Origin of the sequence: Crateriforma conspicua (assembly GCF_007752935.1) — a bacterium.
Lineage (GTDB): Bacteria > Planctomycetota > Planctomycetia > Pirellulales > Pirellulaceae > Crateriforma > Crateriforma conspicua.
This window is the reverse complement of record NZ_CP036319.1, coordinates 932,511-956,703: the sequence shown is the minus strand read 5'-3', so window position 1 is coordinate 956,703 and position 24,193 is coordinate 932,511. Positions and strand designations below refer to the sequence as shown.

At 58.4% G+C, this 24,193-nt stretch carries 19 protein-coding genes; 13 read left to right on the top strand and 6 right to left on the bottom strand.

The window, feature by feature from the left end:
• Positions 1 to 11 precede the first annotated feature (11 nt).
• A complete protein-coding gene (locus tag Mal65_RS03445) occupies positions 12 to 1,847 on the top strand; it encodes an ATP-binding cassette domain-containing protein (protein ID WP_145293670.1) in 1,836 nt (611 codons plus the stop codon).
• Between the two features lie 46 nt (positions 1,848 to 1,893).
• Here Mal65_RS03445 and cutA read toward each other — a convergent pair whose 3' ends face one another.
• Both cutA and Mal65_RS03435 read right to left on the bottom strand, forming a co-directional pair.
• On the bottom strand, positions 1,894 to 2,229 hold the full coding sequence (gene cutA, locus Mal65_RS03440; protein WP_165701038.1) for a divalent-cation tolerance protein CutA: 336 nt from the start codon (positions 2,227 to 2,229) through the stop codon (positions 1,894 to 1,896).
• A 1-nt stretch (position 2,230) separates the two neighbouring features.
• Positions 2,231 to 5,734, bottom strand: coding sequence for a PPi-type phosphoenolpyruvate carboxykinase family protein (locus Mal65_RS03435; protein WP_196784531.1), 3,504 nt, complete (start codon positions 5,732 to 5,734; stop codon positions 2,231 to 2,233).
• Between the two features lie 296 nt (positions 5,735 to 6,030).
• On the opposite strand from Mal65_RS03435, the gene Mal65_RS03430 reads away from it, so the two are divergent.
• The 12 genes from Mal65_RS03430 to yaaA all read left to right on the top strand — a co-directional run bounded on the left by Mal65_RS03430 (position 6,031) and on the right by yaaA (position 22,135).
• Complete coding sequence (locus Mal65_RS03430) at positions 6,031 to 8,589, top strand: c-type cytochrome (protein WP_145293663.1); 2,559 nt, start codon at positions 6,031 to 6,033, stop codon at positions 8,587 to 8,589.
• 135 nt (positions 8,590 to 8,724) lie between these two features.
• Positions 8,725 to 9,618, top strand: coding sequence for a rhomboid family intramembrane serine protease (locus Mal65_RS03425; RefSeq protein WP_145293661.1), 894 nt, complete (start codon positions 8,725 to 8,727; stop codon positions 9,616 to 9,618).
• 63 nt (positions 9,619 to 9,681) lie between these two features.
• Positions 9,682 to 10,629 (top strand): sugar phosphate isomerase/epimerase family protein, encoded by a 948-nt coding sequence (locus tag Mal65_RS03420; RefSeq protein WP_145293659.1) that lies wholly within the window; start codon positions 9,682 to 9,684, stop codon positions 10,627 to 10,629.
• A gap of 294 nt (positions 10,630 to 10,923) precedes the next feature.
• A complete protein-coding gene (locus Mal65_RS03415; protein WP_145293656.1) occupies positions 10,924 to 11,853 on the top strand; it encodes a sugar phosphate nucleotidyltransferase in 930 nt (309 codons plus the stop codon).
• Between the two features lie 3 nt (positions 11,854 to 11,856).
• Positions 11,857 to 15,198: a UTP--glucose-1-phosphate uridylyltransferase gene (locus Mal65_RS03410; RefSeq protein WP_145293654.1), complete on the top strand. Its 3,342-nt coding sequence runs from the start codon at positions 11,857 to 11,859 to the stop codon at positions 15,196 to 15,198.
• Positions 15,199 to 15,358: 160 nt separating this feature from the next.
• Positions 15,359 to 15,910, top strand: a complete 552-nt coding sequence (locus tag Mal65_RS03405; protein WP_145293652.1) for a YceI family protein — start codon at positions 15,359 to 15,361, stop codon at positions 15,908 to 15,910.
• 2 nt (positions 15,911 to 15,912) lie between these two features.
• On the top strand, positions 15,913 to 16,851 hold the full coding sequence (locus Mal65_RS03400) for a hypothetical protein (protein ID WP_145293650.1): 939 nt from the start codon (positions 15,913 to 15,915) through the stop codon (positions 16,849 to 16,851).
• Positions 16,852 to 17,092: 241 nt separating this feature from the next.
• A complete protein-coding gene (locus Mal65_RS03395) occupies positions 17,093 to 18,256 on the top strand; it encodes an iron-containing alcohol dehydrogenase (RefSeq protein WP_145293648.1) in 1,164 nt (387 codons plus the stop codon).
• Between the two features lie 133 nt (positions 18,257 to 18,389).
• Positions 18,390 to 19,160, top strand: coding sequence for a tetratricopeptide repeat protein (locus Mal65_RS03390; protein WP_145293646.1), 771 nt, complete (start codon positions 18,390 to 18,392; stop codon positions 19,158 to 19,160).
• A gap of 139 nt (positions 19,161 to 19,299) precedes the next feature.
• Positions 19,300 to 20,589, top strand: coding sequence for a hypothetical protein (locus Mal65_RS03385; protein WP_196784530.1), 1,290 nt, complete (start codon positions 19,300 to 19,302; stop codon positions 20,587 to 20,589).
• A 143-nt stretch (positions 20,590 to 20,732) separates the two neighbouring features.
• Complete coding sequence (locus Mal65_RS03380; RefSeq protein ID WP_145293644.1) at positions 20,733 to 21,245, top strand: ferritin; 513 nt, start codon at positions 20,733 to 20,735, stop codon at positions 21,243 to 21,245.
• A 122-nt stretch (positions 21,246 to 21,367) separates the two neighbouring features.
• The gene (gene yaaA, locus Mal65_RS03375; protein ID WP_145293642.1) at positions 21,368 to 22,135 is read left to right on the top strand and encodes a peroxide stress protein YaaA; all 768 of its coding nucleotides are present in this window, start codon (positions 21,368 to 21,370) and stop codon (positions 22,133 to 22,135) included.
• Between the two features lie 22 nt (positions 22,136 to 22,157).
• Here yaaA and Mal65_RS03370 read toward each other — a convergent pair whose 3' ends face one another.
• From Mal65_RS03370 to rplM, 4 genes are all read right to left on the bottom strand, one after another.
• Entirely contained in the window at positions 22,158 to 22,652 is a 495-nt protein-coding gene (locus tag Mal65_RS03370) for an FKBP-type peptidyl-prolyl cis-trans isomerase (RefSeq protein ID WP_196784529.1), read from the bottom strand.
• A gap of 19 nt (positions 22,653 to 22,671) precedes the next feature.
• Positions 22,672 to 22,893: a translation initiation factor IF-1 gene (gene infA / locus Mal65_RS03365; protein WP_094411247.1), complete on the bottom strand. Its 222-nt coding sequence runs from the start codon at positions 22,891 to 22,893 to the stop codon at positions 22,672 to 22,674.
• Between the two features lie 238 nt (positions 22,894 to 23,131).
• Positions 23,132 to 23,545, bottom strand: a complete 414-nt coding sequence (gene rpsI / locus Mal65_RS03360) for a 30S ribosomal protein S9 (protein ID WP_145293640.1) — start codon at positions 23,543 to 23,545, stop codon at positions 23,132 to 23,134.
• A gap of 105 nt (positions 23,546 to 23,650) precedes the next feature.
• Positions 23,651 to 24,079, bottom strand: coding sequence for a 50S ribosomal protein L13 (gene rplM / locus Mal65_RS03355; protein ID WP_165701560.1), 429 nt, complete (start codon positions 24,077 to 24,079; stop codon positions 23,651 to 23,653).
• Positions 24,080 to 24,193 lie beyond the last annotated feature (114 nt).

Below are 24,193 nucleotides of genomic sequence, written 5' to 3'. Positions count from 1 at the left end.
AGTCCACTGCATTGAACCGATTCAGCACATTGGCGGCCGCCCGGTCGGAACCCGACGCCGGCGGATCGCTGGGTACGTTCTTTTGGTCCGCTTTGGCGGGCATTCTGGTACCTGCACAGGTCGTCCTGCTGGGGCTGATTGCCCAACTGCTGGACAACGAGGGCCTTTCGGGTTCCTCGGTACGACTGGGCAGCCACCTGGAGCTTCCCGTTCCCTCGTGGCTGGTCGATCAGGCCCCGCTTCGCCAATTGGCCGAATTGGTCGTGGTTTCGGTGTTCCTGGCTGCCATCTTTTGCTTTGCGATTTGGATGAATCGCCGCACCGCCGATCGTCGTGCCCGCAGCGTGGTCAAATCGTTGCACGCCCGATTGCTGCGTCAAAGCCTGCGACGGGCGGAATTCGAAGGCGCAGCCGCCCAACAGGTGCGTGCCCAATCGCTGATCGACCAGCACCTGCCGAACGTCCAAAAAGGCCTGTCGCTGTGGTACCGATCCATTCCACGCAGCGTGTTGATCCTGGGCACCTGCGTGACGTTGGCCTTGCTGGTCAATCCATGGCTGGCATTGCTGGCCGTGCTAAGCGGGTTGATGGTCTGGCAGCTGTTCCGAATCTTGCGCGAACACGACACCGACCAACTGACCGATTGGGAATTGCCACGGACCCGCAATCGCATGGCGGAACTGGTCGGCCAAGCACCGCTGTTGGCACGACTGCAAGCCGACGGACTGGCCGACACGGCCTTCAGCAGCGAACTGGAAACGCTGTACCGTCGACTGGCGGTGGAGGACGAAAAACGCGCCCGACTTTGGCCCATCCTTTTCCTGGCATCATCGGTGGCGATCGGCGTTCTGATCCTTGGACTGGGCGTTAACCTGTTCGGCGTTCAGCGAGGCCTGAGTCTGCCCGCCGGCTTAGTCCTCGGCCTGGCATTGACCGGCGCATCGGTTTCCTCGCGGCGTCTGTCACGTCTGGCCAGCCAGTTGCGAACCAGCGGTCGTTCAAGCGAATCGGTTTACTTGTATTTGAACCGCAGCGGTGAAATGGCACCCAGCGAACAACGTGTCGGCCTGGGTGGATTGCGGGACTCGGTCGCGATTCACGACGTGTCGCTGAAAAGTTCGGCCGGCGACGCCATCCTGAGCAACCTGACCTTGCAATTGAATCCCGGTTCGTTGGTCGTACTGATGGGGACGGATGACGTTTCCAGCCAAGCGTTGCTGGAATTGCTGATGGGATTCGGCCGCCCCAGCGGTGGGAAGGTCGAAATCGACGGGATCCCCTTGCTGGATGTGCACCCACAAGCTCTCGCACGAAACGTGATGTGGGTCGAACCCAGTGGGCCGATCTGGGAAGACACCGTGCTTGAAAATTTGCGTGGCGGCGATGATTCGATCAACAACAGCGACATCCGAGACACGTTGGAATCGTTGGGGATCTACGAACAACTTCAACGTTTGCCCGAAAGCCTGAACACCATCCTGACCCCCGGTGATCGATCATTGGGTCAAGAGGTGACTTATGCACTGGGAATTGCTCGCGCGGTGTTGCACCGGCCGCCGATCATCCTGGCCAAGGAATCATCGCCGCCCGGCGAACACGTGGCGGACGATCCGTGCTTGAAAGCACTGAAGAACTTGGCCGATCAAGGCAGCCTGGTCGTGGTCCTGCCTCGGCGACTGCAGACGCTTCGCTTGGCCGACCGTGTCATCTTGCTGAATGGTCCGCGATTGGTCGGCGAAGGCACCCACACAGATCTGTTGAACGACAGCGATTTGTATCGCCACCTGAATTACCTGTTGTTCAATCCCTACCGACGCCGACGCAGCACAATCGCAACGGATGCCTAACAATCGCGGCAGTCATCAATAGGGACCGTCGGCATTCGCCCGGCGGCTAGGCTCCGTCGGTTTGCTCGCGAACCCAGGCCAAATAATCCTTTGCCGCCCAGATCACGGGTGTCACCAAAATCTCTGGCGTTTCATACGGATGGATTTCCGATAGCCGGCGAACCAGCGACTCGGTCAATTCGGATCGTGTCTTGATAACCAACCGGTACTCGTTGGCCGATTGTCGCGTCTCTTTCCACACGTAATGACTGCGTATCGGCCCATCCACTTGGATGCACGCGGCCAGACGTGCATCCAACAACTGACCGGCCAACTGTTCGGACTGTTCTGATGTTTCGACGGTGGTGACGACTTGCACCATCGCGGCCACCGAGTTGTTCATGTCAGACACCAGCCAGCTTGCGAACCATCGACGGGTCGCTTAACGACGGTTGCAACGGATCGGCCCCCAGGGTTCCCACCAGGCTATCCAGATAGGCTTCGGAACGTGCTTCCTTCAAGCGATCTTCGACCACCTGCAATCGTTGCTTGGCGACATCCGCAATGCCCGAACGCAGATTCACCGGTTCCGCCAAGTAGGCCTGCAAGCGACTCTCGAACCCCTTCCAGTGATCAATATCACGCGTCTGCTTGGCGACCAATCGACGGCGATACCAATCGCTGGCCAACAGATGATCGCGGTCAAACAACGCTCGCACGTCCGGATGGTCGACCGTTTTGCCCTGATAGTCACCGTTGGCAAGGATCGACAGGATCGCCTGCAGCGGCGGACACGCCAGTTCATAACTGCCGTCTTCGAAATACCGTTTGGCCACTCGCTGTTGTGCTTCGGCGATGTGCACAATCCCATCGGCAAACGATTCCGCGTCCTGCAACTCGGGCTTCAAGATGTCATCGGTGAAGACTTTATCGGGACTGTCAAAGACACGTGCCAGATAAGTGTGCACAAACTTACGTGTGATCCGATACCCAAGGCGACTGGCCGGCACGGATTTGCCGTCGACTTCAAAATCCTTCAACGGCTCCAACATGCCATTCTTGATCATCGCCTTGGGATCGCGTTCTTCGGCCGACATGCGGCACCAGATTTCGGGAATCAACAGTGAAACGTCGTGCCCGAATTCGAAACGCGGACCGATGTGACCGGCCGCCGTGCTGAAACCGCCCAACCCGGTCAAGATCATCGAGACCACTGCGGCGTTCAAATCGATCGACGGCGGCAAAGCGTTGAACGGTCCCTTGGTCAACGCGCCTTCACTGCCCGCCCCCGTCGTGCTGGGGCTCTTTCCGGTCAGCGAACAGACCCAGTCCATCAGCAACTCGGGCAATTCCTGATAGTGCAGCGGCGAATAGACCGCCAACGATCGGATGCCGGCCTTCTTGTCCGGCGGATTGTTCCGACGCCCGGCCAACACCGCCCCGACGGGAATGTAGACCGGTTGGTCTTCCTTCAGGGCGCGGTGCAGTTGCACGCTGCGAAACGCGACATAGGTGTCACGCACGCGGACGGCATCGGGACGATCCTGCAAGTACCGCGGGTTCTTCGTCGGCTTTCCGTTGACCAGACGCGGCCGATCGGTGCTGACGACAAAGCCATGGTCGCGCGACGCGGCCCGTGACAGCATGTCCTTCATCGGCTTGGTGAAGTTCTGGAACTCGATCACATCGTCGACGATCTCATTGGACTCATCCGGCCCCAGCGGTTGGAAATTGCTAATGAAACTTCCAGGTCGCGACAGATCATATTCCGTCTGTTTATCCAAACCGCGGTGGATCGCGTCGTCGGGGCGTTGGAACAAACGGTATTCGCAGTTTTCGACGAACTTATAACTGCCCGCTTCTTGAATCGCCTTGCCCAGGTTGGCGATCGACGTCGCGGGAACCACCACGCTGGCGCTGATGTCGTCTTCACGCTGGACCTTTGCTGCGGCGATGAAGTCTTGCCGCAACTTGAACGTTCGCCAACGGGAATCATCCAGCCCCACACGCAGGTAGGTCCCCACCAACGACCGCGAGCCCAATTTCAATTCATGCCCGGGGGAACCGTTGACGATGTCGACGCTAAAGAAGTCGCGCCAGTTGCCCTGCATCTCGTCACGCATGAAACGCTTGATGATCAACGCCGCGGCGTACACGTGATCGGGAATCGTGTTCAGCCACTGGATGTATTCATCGCTGTAATTCGGTTGTGGCGTCAACAACTGAATCATGCTGCCCAGACTGCGGGACGGATCCAGCACGCTGCGGCTTGGGCGGTCCTTGTAATCCGGTTTGTCATCGGTGTCGTCGCGCCAACGATCGGCATAAGACCGATTGAAGATTTCATCCAGCTTGGCGAAATCCTTATCCCGGTCGGCGATAAAGATCGGCCCGTACAACATGTAATCCCGCAGGCTCTTACTGATTTCGCTCTTGCCACCGCCACTGACCGTACAAGGTTTGTGGCAGGCAATGCCTTCGCCGATCGTCCCGACCAAACGCCAGGACGGTGCATTGGGGTGTTTTTCCAAGCGAATCCGGTAACCCGACGGCGTGATGTATTCGTTGTCCGGTGAAAGTTTAATGCGGACTTCTTTGCCGTCATGTTCCCAGCGAATGCAACGTTCCTTCAGCGTGACGAAAGCGTTTTCGGGGATATAGATCACACCCGGATGCTGGCGATCGATGCCATAGCCGCTGGGTTGCGGTTCAATGAAGCTGGGATACTCACGCACCAAATCGGCAAACGTGCGACCGTTGTACCGGCGGCTGTTGACTTGGAATTCCTCTCCCAAGGAATAAGACGCAAACGCCAATGCGCCGCCGGCGTGTTCCTCTTCGACGTTGCCCATCAAATTGGCGGCAAAGCTGATCTGCGTTTTAACTTCCTTTTTACAGTAGCCGTAATAATTGTCGGCGATCAGCGTCACCATCACGCCGGCTTCATCACGACACGCCAATTTGAACGCGCTGCCGTCGTTGTATTTTTCGTTTTCGTCTTTCCAACACATCGAATCGCGACGTTGGCGTTCGGTCGCGTCGTCGTAGTGAGGCAGTCCTAACTCCTTTTTCGTCAACTCGGACAAATGAGGCGCCAGGATCGCGCATCCGGTGTGCCCGCTCCAGTGTTCCACATCCAATCCGGCATCGTTTTCCGGCACCATGGGGTCACCGGCGTTTCCAAAGATGGATTCGACAAAGTCCAAGTTGCTGACCAGCGATGCCGGTGCGTAGAAACGCATCTCAATTGATTTGGCCACACAGACCCCGAGGACCTCGGGACACACCAACGGCCGCAACAACAAAGACACCCAAGTGTGGCCGGGTTGTTTGGATTGCGACGTGTAGGGCAACAGCATCGAATCTTGGGGTGGCGTCATCGCCGCGCGGAACAGACGCAATGCGGTCTCGCGAGGCACCGCCCGTTTGTCACCGGGAATGGGCAGCCCGCCTTCGACAATATGAAACGTTCCCGCGGTCGTTCGCCGGTCGTGGCGTGGATTGTTCAAAATCCCGTTTTCGCACCGATACGATTTGATCAAGTCGTTTTCGAACTTGTCCCCATCGACGGGCAGGCTTAACTCCCGCGCCATTCCGTGGCGATCCAAGGTCAACGATTGGTTGGGCAGTTCGACGGGACAATCGCCGATCAGGTCACCGAAGTAGCGGTTCAGAAACCCTTCGATGCGGGCATCCACCGGAGCGCGATAACTGGTCAACAGTCGGTTCTTTTGCCGCAGCGATTCCAACATCTGTGCGGAGAATTCGCCCAGGCTGTCTTCGACCGTGTTCTGTTCAGGCGGTTGCAACCCCGCGGCGGCCAAATGAAGGGTGATGTAATTCCGCAGATTGTCGCGGACACCGGGCGAAGTGGCGATTTCACGGTCCCATCCGAGGCTGCGTTGCATGGTGGCCCGTTCCTTCATCATCGACATAGCATTCTTGGTTGGGGTGAAAAGTGGCGTGGGTCAGTGAATCGATCGGCAGGGCGGCAGATACGTTCCCGCCAGACGCCGGCTGAACAAATACAGCGGCTTGTCCCCCTGTATTGTGCCGGATATCCGCGGCGTTGTTTCGCTGTCGCGACAATTCGCCCCGGTCAACGTTGGAGCCGGCTCCGTTAACCAGTTAGGATGTGACAAAATGCTCCACCGACAAGTGGGCTTCCCGCCGATTCCCCCCTCGCACCACCTTGACGCCGTTCATGCCAGCCCCACCGACCTTCCGATCCATTGCCTTCACGTTGACGGGATTTCTTTGTTTGATCCCGCTATCACTGCAATCAAACGCCGGCGGTTTGGGTGTCACCCCGCCGGATCAAATCCGCGTGACCGACGGGTTTGCCGTCGAATTGGTTTATGAAGTTCCCGGGAAAGGCGGCAGCGACGCGGATGGCCAGGGATCTTGGGTCAGTTTGACTGTCGACCCGCAAGGGCGATTGATCGCGTGTGATCAATACGGGGCGCTGTACCGCATCGATGTCAGCGGTGATGCGGCCGACGTGGAAAAGCTGGACATCGAATTCGCAGGTGCACAGGGTCTGCTGTGTGCGTTTGGTTCGCTGTACGCCAACGTCAATTCCCGCGATTTTCCCAGCGGTGTTTGGCGTCTGACCGATACTGACGGCGACGACCAGTACGACAAGAAGGAACACATCTTGCCGCTGAACGGTGGCAGCGAACACGGTCCCCACGCCATGGTGCTGACGCCCGACGGAAAGCGGATTGTGACGTGCGCGGGCAACAACACGAACTTGCCCGATGACTTTGCCATCAGCCGTGTCCCTGAAGTCTGGGACGAAGACCATCTGCTGGGCCGCATGCCGGATGCCCGCGGCCACAACGCCAACCGAATGGCGCCGGGCGGCTTCGTCATCGCGTTCGATCCCGATGGTGGCAATCGTGAATTGATCGCGACCGGATTCCGCAATCACTATGACATCGCGTTCAACACCGACGGTGAACTGTTCACCTATGACGCCGACATGGAATGGGATGTCGGCACGCCGTGGTACCGCCCGACCCGAGTCAATCACGTGATCAGCGGCGCGGAGTTCGGCTGGCGAAACGGAACCGGAAAATGGCCGGCCTACTATCCCGATTCGTTCGGTGCCGCCGTCGACATCGGCCCAGGATCACCGACGGGAATCGCCTTTGGATATGACAGTGGTTTTCCCCAACAGTACCGAAACGCGTTGTATATCGCTGACTGGAGCTATGGCAACATTCACGCGGTGTTCCTGCGTCCCGATGGGGCCACTTACTCTGGTGAATTCGTTACCTTCGCCACCGGCGCGCCGTTGCCGGTGACCGACATCGCCTTTCATCCCGGTGACGGAGCGATGTACTTCACCATCGGCGGTCGCCGCGCCCAAAGCGGTTTGTATCGAATCCGCTACGTGGGCGACGAAGACGACTCGGCCGCACCCAAATCCGATGACACCGCCAAAGACTTGCGCCAGCTTCGTCACCGGATTGAAAAACTGCACACCGGGCAACCGACCGACGTCGCGTTGAATTTGGCCGTACGCAATCTGGGCCACGACGACCGAGCCATCCGTTTTGCATCACGGATCGCCCTGGAACATCACGACGTGGCCCAGTGGATCGACGCAGCACTGAAATCGAAAAACGATCGCGCCGTGATCCAGGCCGCCGTGGCCATCGCCCGCGTCGGAACGCCCGATCATCGTGGCCAGGTTTTGGCGGCTCTTGGCGACATTGACGTCGATGCCTTGGATGACCAGTCGGTCATTGATCTGACGCGAGCCTACGCGTTGACGTTTCTGCGGTTGAATGCCGGAGACCAGGTCGCCACGCCCTCGGACGCCCAGCGTCAACAGATCGTCGACCAGCTGAACGATCGCTTTCCAAGCGGAAAGGACAACCTGGACCGCGAACTGGCACGTTTGCTGGTGTTCGTCAACGCCGACGGCATCGTTCCACGCGTCATCGCGCAGCTGAACGATGCCCCCAGCCAGGAAAGTCAGATTCACTATGCAATGATCCTGCGGCATCGTATCGGCGACGCACCGGCGAAGGTCCAACGCGACTATTTTTCTTGGTTCAACCGCATGCGTGATGCTCGTGGCGGCATGTCGTTCGGCGGATTCGTCAAGAACATCCAAGACGCTGCCGCCGAAGGACTGACCGATGACGACCGCCAGACGCTTGCCTCGGTGTTGAATCCTCCGGTCAAATCCGATGCCGTTGCCGAAGAAGCTCGCCCGCTGGTCAAACAGTGGTCGGTGGACGACTTGGCCGAGCACGTGGCATCGCCCGGTCGCGCGTTTGATTTTCAGCGTGGCAAAGAAATGTTTGTCGCGGCGCAGTGTTACAAGTGCCACCGCATGGGACTGGAAGGCGGCATTCTGGGCCCCGACCTGACCGGCGCCGGTGGCCGATTCAGCGTGACGGATTTGCTGTCTTCGATCATCGAACCGGGCAAAGTCATCAGCGATCAATATGGGGCAACCCAGTTCTTGACCGATGACGGTCGCGTCGTCGTGGGACGCGTCATCAACCTTAGCGGAAACAAGCTAAGTGTGATGACAAACATGCTGGATCCGTCCAGCTTGACGTCGATCGATCGCGACACGATCGAAGAAACGGCCCCAGCACGAAACAGTATGATGCCTAGCGGCTTGGTCGACACCTTGAACGAGGACGAAATCGCCGACTTGGTGGCCTACCTGCGTGCCGGTGGCCGCAGCGATCACGCGTTGTACGCCAAGGTGTCCGGCGCCGACGCGTCGGCCGACTGACGCATCGGCCGTCGCTTGCCGCCGTGTGCTTACCGCCGAGCGGTGGCGGCCCAGGTTTACGGGCTCGATGTTCTCTCGCGTGGTGGGATTTGCTAACTTTGGTTCGCTATCCCACCCGTCACCAACGAGTCACCCATGGGTCTTTACGACCGAGATTACGGCCGGGGCGGCATGCGTTCGCCTTGGGACCGTGTCGAAAACCCCCGCAGCATGACCATCACGTTGATCATCATCAACGTGGCGGTTTTCTTCGCGGACATGATTTTCAGCGACCGCGAAACCGGGTTTTCCCTGGCTTCGTGGCTGGCCGTATCGTCGGAATCGCTGACACAGCCGTGGAAGATTTGGCAGGTTTTGACGTACGGCTTTGTGCACGACGATCAAAACATCCGCCACATCTTGTTCAATATGTTCGGCCTGTTCATCTTCGGCCGCATCGTGGAACAGCGGATCGGGGCGGCTGAATTCCTGCGGTTCTATTTGTGCGCGATCATCGTCGGCGGTTTTGCTGCGGCAATCTCTGGGCTGGCATTTGGCGATGCGCCGACGATCGGGGCCAGCGGCGCGGTGGTGGCGGTGACGATTTTGTTCGCCTGCTATTTTCCGAACACCGAAATCTTGTTGATGTTCGTGTTGCCCGTCAAAGCATGGGTGCTGGCGGTTCTGTACGTCGGTTTTGATCTGTTCGGCGCACTCGGCTTGGCGGGTGACAGCAACACGGCATTCCAAGTCCACTTGTCCGGCGCGGCATTCGGCCTGCTTTACTTTTTCCGCGGGTGGAACCTTGGATTTCTGGCCGACGGGCTGGGTGGCATGAACCAGATGTCAGACAAAATTCGTTCGCGATCACGACGAATGAAGCTTAAACTGCATGACCCTGACCGAAAACTTGCTCAGGAAGCCCGAGAGGCGGATCGGATCTTGGACAAGATTCATCGCAATGGCGAGGACAGTTTGACGGCGGCCGAACGCCGCACACTTGAACGCTACAGCGCAAGGCAGCGAAAGAAACGGCAACAGGCCGAATAAGACCTCCCTCTCTTCGTTTTTGACCTGCCCCAATCCCTAGATTCATCTTCCCCCCGCACCGTCATGTCAAAGCATCCATCGCATCCCGTCGCCAGCCGCCGATCCTTTCTTCAAAACGCCGGTGCCGCCGCCGCATTGACCGCCGGCTTGGCCAGTCCACTCCGCGTCTGGGCCGATCAAGCCGCGAAGTCGGACGGACAACCGCTTCCCTATCTGGACCGCATCGGCCTGCAGCTTTACACGCTGCGCAACCAGATGAAGGATGACCCCAAGGCAACGCTGCAAGCCGTGGCCGACGCGGGTTATCGCCAAGTCGAATTGATGAACATCGACGACGACGCGATCAAATTGGCCGCCATGGCTCGCGATTTGGGCTTGGCCGTCCACAGCGCCTTCATGAACTGGCAAGCCGTCGCCACGCCGGACCAATCCGGCGGCCCCGACGTGGACCGGACGATTGAATTGGCCGAAACCATCGGACTGCGGCACATCGTTTTCGGCTACATCGGCAAGAATGCTCGCGACACACTGGACAAGATTCGTGGCATCGCCGACCGGGCCAACGCCGCCGGCGAAAAGGCACGATCCGCCGGCATGCGACTGTGCTATCACAATCATTCTTTCGAATTCGCAAAGCTGGACGGCAAGACGACCGCGTTTGATGTGTTCGTCAAAAAGTTTGATCCGCAAACCGTTGAGTTTGAATTGGACGTGTTCTGGGCCAAGATCGGCGGACACGATCCGGAAGCACTGATGCGTCAGTTGGCAGCGCGAATCAGCCAAGTCCACCTGAAAGATCTGAAAAAGGGCGTCGGCACAATCCATGACGAAGGCGCCGTCCCCAAAGACGCGTTCCAAGAGGTCGGCGATGGCGTCTTGGACATGCCCGCGATTATGAAATTGGCGGCCAAGATCGGTGTCGACCAATGCCATGTCGAACAGGATCAGTCGCCGGACCCGATCGCCAGCGTCAAGCAAAGCATCGGCTATCTAAACGAACGGTCGGCGTAGCAGCACCGGGCCAGCAGGAAATCGCAAAATCTCCAGCTGACTTTCGACGGTGCCGGATCGCGTGTCGGCCCAGACATGCCGTTGCACCGGTGCCAGACAAACTCGCACGGTTGTGGCCCAGCGCATCGCGGCCGCGGCGGACCGTCATTTCGCCACTTGGCCAGATTGGGCCCCCACTCCAAACGCCGCAGGTGCAGATTAAACTGCCCGGTGACGGCGGCCCGCCCATCGGTTGGCGGATGCCGAACGTCTGCCTCGTCTACCGACCGATCGTCACCGACCGACACGCCCATCATGAAGATTCGCAAAGCCGTGATCACCGCGGCGGCACCCGACCAATCGACCATCCCACTGCAACGCTTGGTCGACCGTGACGGCCAGGACAAAACGGCACTGCAGTCGATTGTCGAAGAAACCTTGTCGGCGGGAATCGAAGAAATCTGCCTGGTCATCGCACCGGGCAGCGAAGACAGCTTTCGCAAAGCGGCCGGCCCGCACATCGGCTGTCTGCAATTCGTCGTCCAAAGCCAACCGCAAGGCTATGCCCACGCGGTCGCCCAAGGACGTGACTTTGCCGACGGCGAGCCGATCTTGCACTTGGTCGGCGATCACCTTTACCTGAGCCAGACGCATCAGACCTGTGCCAGACAACTGATCGACGTTGCCAGCGATTTGGGCAGCAGCGTATCGGCGGTTCAAGCCACCCGCGAAAGTCGGTTGCCATATTTCGGCGTCGTTGCCGGCACGCACGTCCCGCGACACAGCGACTTGTATGAAGTCAGCCGCGTGGTGGAAAAGCCAACGCCGACCCAAGCCGAACAGGAATTGGTCACCGCGGGTCTTCGCAGCGGTCACTACTTGGGGTTCTTTGGAATGCACGTGCTGACCGCCGATGCGATGGATGCAGTCGACGCAGTCGTCGCGGAGCAAAACGCGGAATCATCCGCCAAGAAAGCAACGCTGTCAGATGCGTTGGCTACCCTGCCGACTCGCAGCCGATACTTGGCCTATCGCGTTCAAGGCAATCGATACAACATCGGTGTCAAATACGGCATGTTGGTCGCCCAGTTGGCGTTCGGGCTTTCGGGTACCGATCGGGATCAAATTCTGACCGAAATGGTCGAACTGTTGGCACAACACCCCGGCCGTATCGCCGACATGGCAGGCAAGAGTGACACGTCCGACGGCCAAGCCGCCGGTGCCCCCGATGGATCGGGGAACTGATTCATGACGAAACTGATTGACATCATCACCTCGGATGACGACTTGGTTCGCAATCAATCGTTGGAATCCGTGGTCGCGACGATGGACCGCGACCAATTGATCGCGGCCGCCGACCAGCTGGATCAATTTCGACGCGGCGAACGCAACCTGTACCGTCGTGTTCGGGCGTTGTTCTTTTTGGCTGCGATCCATCGCTATCACTTGCCGCCCCGATTGGACCCGACGCGTCAAAGCGAAATCCCCTTCGATGGCTATCAACACTTGCTGGAACGACGGTTCTTGGAAGCCATCGAAGTCTTTTTGGAAACCCAGGCCGACTCCGGTGCAAGCGATGGGTTGTGCAGCGCGTTGGCAGAAGCCTATCACCGACTGGGTTTCCAAACGCTGGCCGACCAGGTCAAACAGAGTGTCCGCACGGTGCGAGGCAACCAATGGATGTTTCGCTTGGGGCATCCGGCCGATCATCCACTTCGATTCTCATCGGATTTACTAGCCGCCTCCGGCGAATCACTGCCCCCGCTGTTGTGCGAAACGACGGCGGTGCGGATGGATTTTTCACACTCCGCGTGGAGCGACATCTTTTTTCTTGGGATGGATTTCCCCGAAGGCGCTCGCGTTCTGAACGTATCGGTCGATCTGGGCGTTTGCGGCCGCGATGCGGCGCCCCGTCCGCCGATCGAAACGTACCTACGTATCATCGACCAACCCGTGATCCGCTTGGTCAGTGTCGATTTGAAAGCGTCGACCGATGTGACCAGCATCGGCGAAATGTTTGATTTCGCTCGTGACTACCTGGGCCTGCTAAAGGCCGCGGTGATCGCCGCCGGCATCGTTCCGCCGGGACTGGAAGGATGCCAGGAACCTTTGGAAAGCCTGCTGGCGCGGATGATCGGCCCGGGCAAAGGCTTTGAACTGGTCAGCAAGATCAATGACATACCGAAAGGCTCGCGTCTGGCCGTGTCGACCAACCTGCTTGGGTCGTTGATTTCCATTTTGATGCGAGCCACCGGACAAGTCCGTCAGCTGACCGGTGTGTTGACCGAATCGGACCGTCGTTTGGTCGCGGCACGCGCGATCCTGGGCGAATGGATCGGCGGCAGCGGCGGCGGGTGGCAAGATTCCGGGGGCGTCTGGCCGGGCATCAAGCTGATCTGTGGTACGACCGCCACCGAAGGAGACCCGGAATATGGCATCAGTCGCGGGCGTCTGACGCCGGTACACACGGTCCTGGACCGCGACAAGGTCGATGACGTGACGCGACAAAAGCTGCAAGACAGCTTGATCATGGTCCACGGCGGCATGGCCCAGAACGTCGGCCCGATCCTGGAAATGGTCACCGAGCACTATCTATTGCGTGGCGAAAAGGAATGGGCTGGTCGCCAGAAAGCCATGCAGATTTATGACGAAGTGGTCGATGCGCTTCAGCGTGGCGATATCCGCGCGGTGGGCGATGCGACCACGCGAAATTTCGAAGGCCCGTTGCAGTCAATCATCCCCTGGGCCACCAACCGATTCACCGACCGGCTGATTGAATCCTGTCGACAGAAATACGGCGACCAATTCTGGGGCTTTTGGATGCTGGGCGGCATGTCCGGTGGCGGCATGGGTTTCATCTTTGATCCCACCGTCAAACCCGAGGCACAAGCTTGGCTGGGCGAAACCATGATCCGCGTCAAACGCGAAATGGAAACCGCGTTGCCGTTTGCCATGGACCCGGTCGTTTACGATTTCGCCATCAACGACAACGGCACCGCGGCAACTCTGCGGCGCGGCAACGAAGCCATGTTGCCCGGTCGCTATTACGAAATGATGTTGCCGGCGGCCTTGCGTCGACCGGCACGCGAATTGTCCAAGATCACGCTGCACGAACTGCAAAACGTCGGACACGGGATTCGCCGGTCCGGTGATTCTGCATCGGGCAACGAAACCGATCCAATGCGGTTGCTGGAATCCATTTTGCCGGCGGCCACCAAGTCGGAAGGCGATCACAGCCCGCTGCGACAGATTTTGGAACAGACCGGTTTCGATCGCCAACAACACGAACAGATCCGATCTGATCTGCGCAGCGGCCGATTGGGATTGGCCCAAAACCGACTGGGGGCCAACGCGTCGATCGAAGACGTCGATGCGAGCGACTTGATCGACGCGAGGGTCGCCATCGACGCATCGACCGTGGATCTGGGACGCCGCGCGATTGCCGACGGCCGGGTCGGCATCGTCACTTTGGCCGCCGGTGTGGGCAGCCGCTGGACTCAAGGCGCAGGCGTTTGCAAAGCATTGCATCCGTTTCATCGTTTCGCCGGACGCCATCGCAACTTTCTTGAAGTGCATTTGGCCAAGAATCGCGCGGTCACACGTCAGTTTGGTGGATCCATCCCGCATGTGGTCACCACCAGTTGGTTGACCGAGCGGGCCATCCGCGATGCCATCCAGCGTCAAGACAATTACGGTTTCGAAGGTGACCTGTACGTTTCGACTGGACGCAGCGTCGGGTTGCGAATGATTCCGATGCTTCGCGACTTGCGATTCATGTGGGAAGAAACGGCCCAGCAAGTCTTGGACGAACAACAACAAAAGGTTCGTGAAAGTTTGCGCGCGGCATTGTCACAGTGGGCGGTACAACAGGGCGAAGGCAGCGATTACACCGACAACTTGCCCGCCCAGTGCATGCATCCGGTCGGGCACTGGTACGAAGTGCCCAATCTGATTCGCAGCGGAACGCTGGCCGCAATGCTGAAGCGTCAACCGACGCTACAGCACTTGATGTTGCACAACATCGATACACTGGGCGCCAACGTCGACCCCGGGCTGTTGGGGCTGCACCTGCAGTCCGGAAATGATCTGAACTTCGAAGTCATCACACGGCGACTGGAAGATCGCGGCGGCGGCTTGGCCCGTGTCGACGGACGCGTCCGTTTGGTGGAAGGCCTTGCCATGCCCGACGAAGAAATCGAATTCGGGCTGACCTACTACAACAGCATGACCACGTGGATCGACATACATCGATTGTTGAAGTGGTTTGGTCTGTCGGTGGACGACCTGGAAAATGCGTCCAAGGTGGATCGTGCCGTTCGCGACGCCGCATCACGATTGCCCACCTACATCACGCTGAAAGACGTCAAGAAACGCTGGGGGCACGGCCAAGAAGACATTTTCCCGGTCAGCCAGTTTGAAAAATTGTGGGGCGACATGTCGGCACTGCCTGACGTTTCCAGTGGTTTTTTCGTCACGCCGATGCAACGCGGACGACAACTGAAATCGCAGGATCAATTGGACAGCTGGAATCGTGACGGGACCGCCGCATACATCAATTCACTGTGCGACTGGGCCGCGACCGTATCCTGACCCGCCGCTGGAACAGCATCGGCGAAAAAGTTTTCTTCGGCGACCGTGGCGGGTTGTCGCAGCTTTAAACTATTGGTCGGGTTGAACGGTGTCCCGACCGGGGCATGCGTTTTGTCCTTCTCCCCGATTTCGATCGACTCCCTCGTTTGTGAGCCCCTCCATGTCGCTTCGTATGACGCTGTCCGCGGTTGCCTGTGCCGCGTTTTTCTTGAACGCTCCGGCCGGTGCCGAAGGTTTGAAATTGGTCCCCGATGATTCGAAGATCAGTTTTGTCGGCACCAAGCCCGACGGAAAGCACGACGGCGGATTCAAGAAATTCGCAGCCGACGCGACGCTGAATCCCGAAAATCCTCTGGACGCTTCGTTGAAAGTGGTCATCCAAACGGCCAGCCTGTGGTCGGACAATCCGAAACTGACCAACCACCTGAAGAACCCCGACTTTTTTGACGTTCGCAAGTACCCCGAGATCCGATTTGAATCGGACAAGATGGTGGCCGGCGATGAGCCGCGAACCGGAAAGATGATCGGGAAATTGACGATGCTGGGCAAAACGGAAACGGTCGAAGTCCCCGTGGTTTGTGTGGCCAAGTCGGACGGTGCCACACTGACGGCCGAATTCAAAATCGATCGTACCAAATGGGGCATGACCTACGGTCAAGGCAAGATCGACAACGACGTCGCCATCAAAGCGACTTTGAAGTTCGTTCCCTAGGAGTGACTTTCAGCACTGAGTTGCTGGTGGGCTGTATGGCCTTGCCAGCCGTGATCGCATTTGTCGCCGCCTGGACGGCCGGTCGTGTTGCCGGCGTGTCTGGCGTTGACGAAGTCGCCAAATCGCCATGGAATCGAACCGGTGCGGCTGCTCTGGTGGCCGCGGCCGGTTGGTGCTTGGCCATGCTTGGGTCGTTGGCCATCGGTTTTCACTTCTCGGAAAGCGAGCAATCGTTCGTCGCCTGGGTGTTCGACGATGAGGCGTGGCGTAGCGTCATTGCACCATTGTTCGTACTGGCCCTGGCCGCGTGTGGAATGTTCGCCGTTACCGAACCTTGGAACGGCTGGCGAATGTTATTGGTCGGCTTGGGTTCCACATGGCTCGCGTTCATGGTGCTGCCAACCGGCGAAGGTTGGGTCGACACACTGCCGCTTCATCGGACGTGGTTCGCGTTGGTCGTTGTCAGCGTCCTGCTGAACATCGCTTCATTCCAATCGTTGCACCGGAGCGGTGCAGGCAGCTGGCTTTTGCTGGTGGGCTTGGCCGGACTTGGTCCCGCGATGCTTTTGACCGCGTTGAACTATGCGGCCCCGGCGCAGTGGTGCCTGGCGGCAATCTCCGCAACGCTTGCCTGCCAGGTCGTCGTCACATTGCGGGGCACAGCCACTTTGCCGTCGCGGGTGGTTTCAGTCGTGTTTTTCCCATTGGCCGGAATGATCGCCGCATTGACCACAACGTCCCGGTTCTACACTTGGGAAGACTATCCGGCATGGCTGTATGCGGTCGCCTTGTTCACCCCGACCTGCATCGCCGTGACTGACATTCCGATCCGTCGCCGACCGTGGTGGCTGCGTGTCCCCGTTGCGGCGGTGATCGCCGGATTGTTGATCGGTGTGTGCGTTTGGCAATTGCTTTTGACCGTGGATGACACCTCGTGGTAATGCCTGGCATCGGGGTTTCGTTCGGCCTGGTCGTTTCCGACTTGATCATCCGATCGGGCATCGCCTGGTCAGACCGTTTCGCCTAAAACCGTCCGGCCAAGACCGGCGTACAATGTTCCCGCGGTCGATGCTTTTGCGGTCGATTTCGCCGTCCGGCCGCCCCCGGGCTTTCCCCGTCCGACCATCGTGTACTCTCACCGCCCGCCCCTCCCGCCATCCCAACCCTTCCGTCCGATCCAACATGCAACCATTCGACATTCAACAGCGCACACGCTTCGTCTTTGGTGATGGCTCGTTGGATCAACTGGGCGATATCACGGCACAGATTTCGGCGGGGCAGGGTCCTCGCGCCCGCAAAGTGATGGTTGTCTGTGATCCTGGGTTGATTGATGCCGGACATTTCGATCATGCGATGGGATTGCTGCAGTCGTCAGGTCTGGAGACCGCTTCATTCCACGACTTCGGTGAAAACCCCACCTCCGACATGGTCGACGCAGGGGTACGGTGCACGGCAGATTTTCAACCGGATGTCTTGGTCGGACTCGGTGGCGGGAGCAGCATGGACTGTTGCAAGGGAATCAATTTCGTTTACTGCTGTGGTGGATCCATCCACGACTACGCGGGTGTCGGAAAAGCGACCACGGATTTATTGCCCATGATCGCGGTGCCGACGACAGCGGGCACCGGCAGCGAGAGCCAGTCGTTTGCTTTGATCAGCGACGCCAAGACGCACGTCAAAATGCCGTGCGGCGATCCCCGCGCGGCTTGCCGTGTCGCCTTGCTGGACCCAACGTTGACCCTGACCCAACCGGCCAGCGTGACCGCGTTGACGGGGATTGATGCGCTGTCGCACGCGATAGAAACGTACGTCACCAAACGGCGGAACGAGATGTCGATCACGTACAGCCGACGAGCCTTTGGGATGCTGGCGTCGGGATTCCCACGCGTGCTGGACGATCCGAACGACCTGGAGGCACGCAGCCAAATGCAATTGGGGGCCAGCTTGGCTGGCATGGCCATCGAAACGTCGATGTTGGGCGCCGCTCATGCAACGGCGAACCCACTGACCGCACGTCACGGAATCGCCCACGGCCAAGCGGTCGGGCTGATGTTGCCGGCGGTGATCCGCTTGAACGGGCAACAGCATCAACAGTGGTATGCGGAACTGTTGCGCGAATTGGATCTGCCGCCATCGGACCAAAGCCCGTCGGATCGACTGGCCGACTTGGTACAGCAATGGGTCCGGCGTGCGGGGTTGGCGACCAACCTAGCGGACTTGGCAATTCCCAGCGGCCAGATCGACGAATTTGCCGACGACGCACTGCGACAATGGACCGGTACCTTCAACCCGATCGCCTTGGATGCGGACAACGTCCGATCGCTGTATCTGGATGTCGCCGAGTGACCTGGGTGTCGCCCGGTGCCCCCGCTGGTTCCAGCCGATGGCAAGACGATCGTGTTGCGACGCCGGGCCAATCGGTTCCTGCTAAAATGGCGTGACGTTCCCCGATTCCCAGTCTCCGCCGTGCGACGGCCCGATGGATTCCCCCGACGATTCGCTTCAGCAAAAGGTCCCCGACCCACAGCCCGGCAAGGCTGTGATGGAACCGAAGGTCCAGCTGGAACGACGTCAGCATTTGGAACGTGCGATTCGGGAAAACCACGGCAACGTCGACCAATTCCTGGAACTGGGACGGCTGTACCGTGACGAACATCGGCCGCTGGAAGCAAAGCGGGTACTGGCACAAGCCGCCAAGATTTTCCCCGATAACAATGACGTGCAGTGGCAGTTGGAAGAAGCCATTCTGGCTCGATCGCTGCAGCAGTTCCGCGAAGCCAACGACTTGGCCAGCCGAGTCAATTCGGCCGAAGCCGACGAAGAACTGGTTCGCAGTCAGAGGGATTGGATCCGACAACGCATTGAAATTTGCACCGGGCGTTTGAAACGCGATGCGTCGTTGAAGCACTTGTGTGTGATCCTTTCCGAAGCCCACTTTGACGCCGGTGATTTTCAAAACGCCATCGATGCCGTTCAGCCGGCGTTGAACTGTGATGAATATTCGCCTCAAGCATTTCTGATGCGTGCCCGCAGCGAACTTGCACTGGGGGAATCCGAATCAGCGCTGAAATCGTTGCGGCTGTGTGCGCTGCGGCGTGAAATCATCGCCCCACCGAAGATTCGCTTGGCGGCATTGCGTTTGTTGTGCGACACCGCTCGTACGCTGGGACTGACCGCGACGCTGAAGCACTATGAAAAGGCTCTGCAAGACGTTCAGACGGAACTGCGATCGGACGCGACCGGATCGTGATCCCCGCCAACCCTTTGTCATTTCATACGTCTTGCCGCTCTACCGACAACATCCATTGCCACGGATCGGCTGGACCGGCTTGCCAACAAGATCCAAAGCGTTTGGAATGACCGTGGCCCCAGAATGATCGAAAGACGCTTTGACACTTACGCCGAATCGCGTCCCCGGCCTTGATCCCAGACGCCCCGCCGACACACAGGTTTCCACCGTTTTGAACGACCGCACCGAAGACTTCACCACGCGACTGCGTGACACCACGGATGACGCAGCAAGCATCGTTCGCCAAATGCTGGCACATTATCGGGCGCAGGGTCAGCCGGTTGAGTTATTTGAGGCCATGAAGATGGCGACACGGTTAGAATTGGGCCTGCCCGCGGTCGCCACGTCCGATGAAAACCAGCATTCACCGGAGACCGAGCGACGTTTGGAGGACGGGTTGCTGCGGGGGTGCCGCGAAGCCGGCGCGATGTTGATCCAACAAGGTCGCGTGATGGAAGGCTGGATGTACCTTCGGCCGATCGGAGATCGCGAATTGGTGCGTCGACTGATGTCATCGGTCGATGTTGACGACGACAATTACGATGCACTGATCCAGGTGCTGGTGCACGAAGCGATCGACGTCGGTCGTGGCTACGAATTGGTGCTGGAGCATCAAGGCACGTGCAACAGCATCACGATGTACGAACAAACGATCGCGGGAATGCCGTTGGCCGAACGCCAAGCCGCAGCGGAAAAACTGCTGCTGCACTTTTACAACGAGCTTACCGACCTCGTACGACAAGACATCCACGGCCGGATCAAAGACTCGTCGCCCGCCCCCGATGCCGGTCAGCTTGCCTCAAAGTCGCTCGGGAAACTGCTGGAAGAAAATCCGGATCTTTTGGCCGGTGGCGGCTACCACCTGGACACAACCCACTTGGCGTCCACGGTTAAGATCGCCAGTGTGCTGACCGATCCACGACAACTGGAAATGGCCCTGGAGCTTACTAACTATGGTTCCAAGCTGAACAGCCAATTCCAATACCCTGGCGATGAACCTTTTGCCGAATTCTATCCGATGTACCGCGCGTTTTATCGAACGTTGCTCGGACACGACGTGCCGGACAATCTGCGATTGTTCGCACGCAAAGCCGACACGGTTGATCCGTCGGTACACGGAACCGGTGCAATCGAAACGTACGCGGAACTGCTGGCCAGATCGGACCAGCCCGCCAAAGCCCTGTCGGTCATGATCGACAAAATGCCGGCTGAGATTCCGTTGCAAACGTACATCGCACGTTTGATCGAATTGCTCGGCGACGTCCCGGCGGACCAATCGGTCGCGGTGGAAAAGCGGCTCCGCGACCACTGCTTGGACCGCAGTGACCTGCTGGCCTACGCTGCGGTCGCCGGTCGCAGGCGGTCCGAAAATGCTTCCGCAACGGAATGAATCCCGCCGACATCGCCGTGCAATAGCGCATGGTCGATGACATACCATTCCGTCAAATTTCCCTCGTGGGATCGATCTCGATGGCGTGATAGATTGCGGGCTAGGCCTTCCAAGTCGCTTCCTTTCCTGCCGGACACAATGTCGTGCACCAAGAAATCCAAGACGCGTTTAACGATCACCTGAACGCCGAGTTTTATTCGTCGTATCTTTACCTTTCGATGATGAACTACTTTGCCGCCGAAAACTGGGACGGCATGGCGTCCTGGATGCAACTGCAAGCCGACGAAGAACGCATGCATGCGATGAAGTTCGTCGACCACATCAACGAACGTGGCGGCCGAGTCATCTTGCAACAGATCGATACCCCGAAAATCGAATTCGGCAGCGTGCTGGAAGCTTTCGAAGACAGCTACCAACACGAGTGCCTGGTCACCCGAAAGATCAACCAATTGGTGGACTTGGCGGCCAAGCATAGTGACCACGCGGCGATTGCATTCCTGCAGTGGTTCGTCAGCGAGCAGGTCGAAGAAGAATCGACGGTGCTGTCGATCGTTGAAAAGCTTCGTAAAGTCGGCGACAACCCGATGGGCCTGTTGATGATCGATGACCAAGTGGGTCAACGCACCGGTTCGGATTCCGAAGGCGATGCCGGCTGAATTACTGCCGCAAGCGTCGTTTCACTTGTGCACGTTTAATCAACCCATCAAACCGGTGGCCGCGATTTCCAGTCAAACGAAGTCGTGACACCGGACCGATCTTCCGTCCGACCGAATGATCCATGCTGTCGATTTTGTCGCCCTCGAAAACCCTGGACTTTGATTCGCCCGTCTCCCTCACTGGCACGACCAAGATCCCATTCCCCGACGACAGCCAACAACTGGCGTCACAACTGGCCGAAGCAACCCCGAATGCGCTTCGCGACCTGATGGGCATCAGCGATTCGTTGGCCGAATTGAATCACCAACGATTCCAAGACTGGGAGATCCCCACCGCACGAAATGGCGGTCGGCCGGCGGCGTGTGCCTTCCAAGGCGACGTCTATCGCGGGCTGAAAACGGACCAATGGACGCCCAAACAATGGGACTATGCCCAGGATCACCTTCGCATTTTGTCGGGACTGTACGGCGTGCTGCGTCCCAAGGACCTGATGCTTCCGTACCGATTGGAGATGGGCACGTCGCTGAAGACGGAACGCGGAAAAGACCTCTACGCGTTCTGGGGTGACAAGGTCCGGGACCGTTTGATCAAGTCGATGGAGACGACCGGTGCAAAGTTCCTATTGAACTTGGCATCCCAGGAATACCTGAAAGCGATCGGTCCAAAGACGTTTCCGTTCCCGATCATCACCCCCGTCTTCAAGGAAAACAAAGACGGCGAGTACAAGATGATCACGGTCTTTGCCAAAGTCGCACGAGGGACAATGGCATCGTGGGCGATTCGCAAAAAAGCGAAAACGCCAAAGAAACTGCAAACGTTCGACGCCGACGGTTATCGATACGATGCGGCTAGCAGCAAAGAAAGCCAACCGGTGTTTCTACGCGGCTAGGTATCGCGGTCTGCCGCCGGGCCTACTTGATTTCGTGCAATTCGACGATGAAGTTCAACGTCGCGCCGATCGGAATTCCGCTGCCGGGTGGCGGCGAATTGCCATAACCCATTTCCGCCGGGATCTTCAGCTCAATCATCCCGCCTTCGCTGACCAGCTGCAGACCTTCGGTCCAGCCACGAACGACATCGGTCAGACGAAACGACGTCGGATCGGATCGACGGTACGAGCTATCAAACTCGATGCCGTTGTCCAACGTGCCCACGTAATCAACGACGACGCGACTGGTCGGGCCCGGCATGTTCCCGTTGCCCTTACGCAGGATCCGATACTGCAGCCCCGAATCGGTGGACGAAAATTCTTCCGGAGCGTCCGCATCGATCGGGCCCGGGCTGCTGCTGCGGGTCTGTACGTTACAACCGACCAGTGTGATGGCCAGACAAACTGCGAATGAAGCAAAACCGAATCGCCGCATCGCGACGCTGGAATTGCCATTTGAACGTACAGAATCAAGCATAGCGACGATCGATGAAGTGTTAGCGTTCGCGATAGGTGATTCGGCCCTTCGTCAGATCGTAGGGCGACAGTTCAACGCGAACCTTGTCACCGGGGACGATCCGAATGAAGTGCTTCCGCATGCGCCCGGCGACGTGCGCCATGACTTCGTTACCTGTTTCCAATTGCACGCGGAACCGAGTGTTTGCCAAGGCTTGCGTGACAGTACCTTCGACTTCGAAGGCCTCTTCTTTTTTTCCCAAAACTGATATTTCCGTTTACCGATGAAACCTGCTGCCGCTTTTCGGGCACCGAGCCCGAGAAGAGAAAATGGCCGATTTTTCAGAGAAACCGGCCGGTCACCACACCTGGTGGCCCATGACGGCTTGGCAGGATACAGAACCCATGCATGACGGTGCAAGCGACGCGCCAAAGATCCCGGTGCGTCAGATCGTAGCGAAAACTGACGCAAACACCAGTCGGAATGTAGCCAGCGGCGTATTAACGCTTGCTGAACTGGACGCCACGACGGGCACCACGCAGACCGGGCTTCTTCCGTTCCTTCATTCGCGAATCGCGAGTCAGGAAGTTGCCGTCGCGTAGGGTTTCGTGCAACGATTCGTCGTATCCGGTCAAGGCACGAGCCAGGCCCATGCGGACGGCACCGCTTTGGCCGGTCATTCCGCCGCCGCTGACACGCACGAACACATCCAGCTTGTCGCCCAATTCCACGGCATCCAGGGTCGAACGGATCGCGGCAACGTCCTGTTCGTTGGCAAAATACTCTTCGATCGGCTTACGGTTGATCACGATTTTGCCGCTGCCGGAACGGATACGGACACGAGCGACGCTGCTTTTGCGTCGGCCGGTGCCCAGGCAATCGCCGCTGATCTTGTCCTTTTTGATGGAAACCATGGAATGCTGTTTGGTGCGATGATGAACGGGACGCGGATGGATGTGACGTTAATGAAAAGCCGCCTCATCGACTGAGGCCCTGACTTTCAAGTCGACACGTCGGTGTCAGACCTTTTTGCTGGTTCGCTGCAATTCCGAAGGCTGTTGAGCCGTGTGCGGATGCTCTGAGCCGCTGTAGATCTTCAGCTTCTTCAGCATCTTTGCGGCCAACTTGTTCTTGGGCAGCATGCGACGCACGGCGTGCAGAATCAGATCTTCCGGCTTGCGGTCGCGACGATCGCCATAGCTTTCCAGATGCAGCCCGGGATAGCCGGTGTACCACGTGTAGTGCCGATCACTCATCTTGTTGCCCGTCATGGCCACTTTTTCGGCGTTGGTCACGACGACGAAGTCACCACAATCGACGTGCGGTGTGTATTCCGGCTTATGCTTGCCCATCAGCACGACGGCGATGTCGCCGGCCAGCCGGCCCAGGACTTCGTCCGATGCATCGACGTGATACCAGTGTTGTTCGACTTGGCCGGGTTTGGCCATGAAGGTTCGCTGAACCGCCACGAGACTGACTTTAAATCTTAAGGAACTTGCTAGAACGAATCGCGGAATCTATCGGCAAGTCCTTTTGGCGGCAAGTCCTAATATCGCCTTTGT

Bases quoted from the DNA above. Each gene is read 5' to 3' on its own strand.
- cutA (WP_165701038.1), bottom strand. From the start codon at position 2,229: ATGAACAACTCGGTGGCCGCGATGGTGCAAGTCGTCACCACCGTCGAA.
- Mal65_RS03435 (WP_196784531.1), bottom strand. From the start codon at position 5,734: ATGCAACGCAGCCTCGGATGGGACCGTGAAATCGCCACTTCGCCCGGT.
- Mal65_RS03430 (WP_145293663.1), top strand. From the start codon at position 6,031: ATGCCAGCCCCACCGACCTTCCGATCCATTGCCTTCACGTTGACGGGA.
- Mal65_RS03425 (WP_145293661.1), top strand. From the start codon at position 8,725: ATGGGTCTTTACGACCGAGATTACGGCCGGGGCGGCATGCGTTCGCCT.
- Mal65_RS03420 (WP_145293659.1), top strand. From the start codon at position 9,682: ATGTCAAAGCATCCATCGCATCCCGTCGCCAGCCGCCGATCCTTTCTT.
- Mal65_RS03415 (WP_145293656.1), top strand. From the start codon at position 10,924: ATGAAGATTCGCAAAGCCGTGATCACCGCGGCGGCACCCGACCAATCG.
- Mal65_RS03410 (WP_145293654.1), top strand. From the start codon at position 11,857: ATGACGAAACTGATTGACATCATCACCTCGGATGACGACTTGGTTCGC.
- Mal65_RS03405 (WP_145293652.1), top strand. From the start codon at position 15,359: ATGTCGCTTCGTATGACGCTGTCCGCGGTTGCCTGTGCCGCGTTTTTC.
- Mal65_RS03395 (WP_145293648.1), top strand. From the start codon at position 17,093: ATGCAACCATTCGACATTCAACAGCGCACACGCTTCGTCTTTGGTGAT.
- Mal65_RS03390 (WP_145293646.1), top strand. From the start codon at position 18,390: ATGGATTCCCCCGACGATTCGCTTCAGCAAAAGGTCCCCGACCCACAG.
- yaaA (WP_145293642.1), top strand. From the start codon at position 21,368: ATGCTGTCGATTTTGTCGCCCTCGAAAACCCTGGACTTTGATTCGCCC.
- Mal65_RS03370 (WP_196784529.1), bottom strand. From the start codon at position 22,652: ATGCTTGATTCTGTACGTTCAAATGGCAATTCCAGCGTCGCGATGCGG.
- rpsI (WP_145293640.1), bottom strand. From the start codon at position 23,545: ATGGTTTCCATCAAAAAGGACAAGATCAGCGGCGATTGCCTGGGCACC.
- rplM (WP_165701560.1), bottom strand. From the start codon at position 24,079: ATGGCCAAACCCGGCCAAGTCGAACAACACTGGTATCACGTCGATGCA.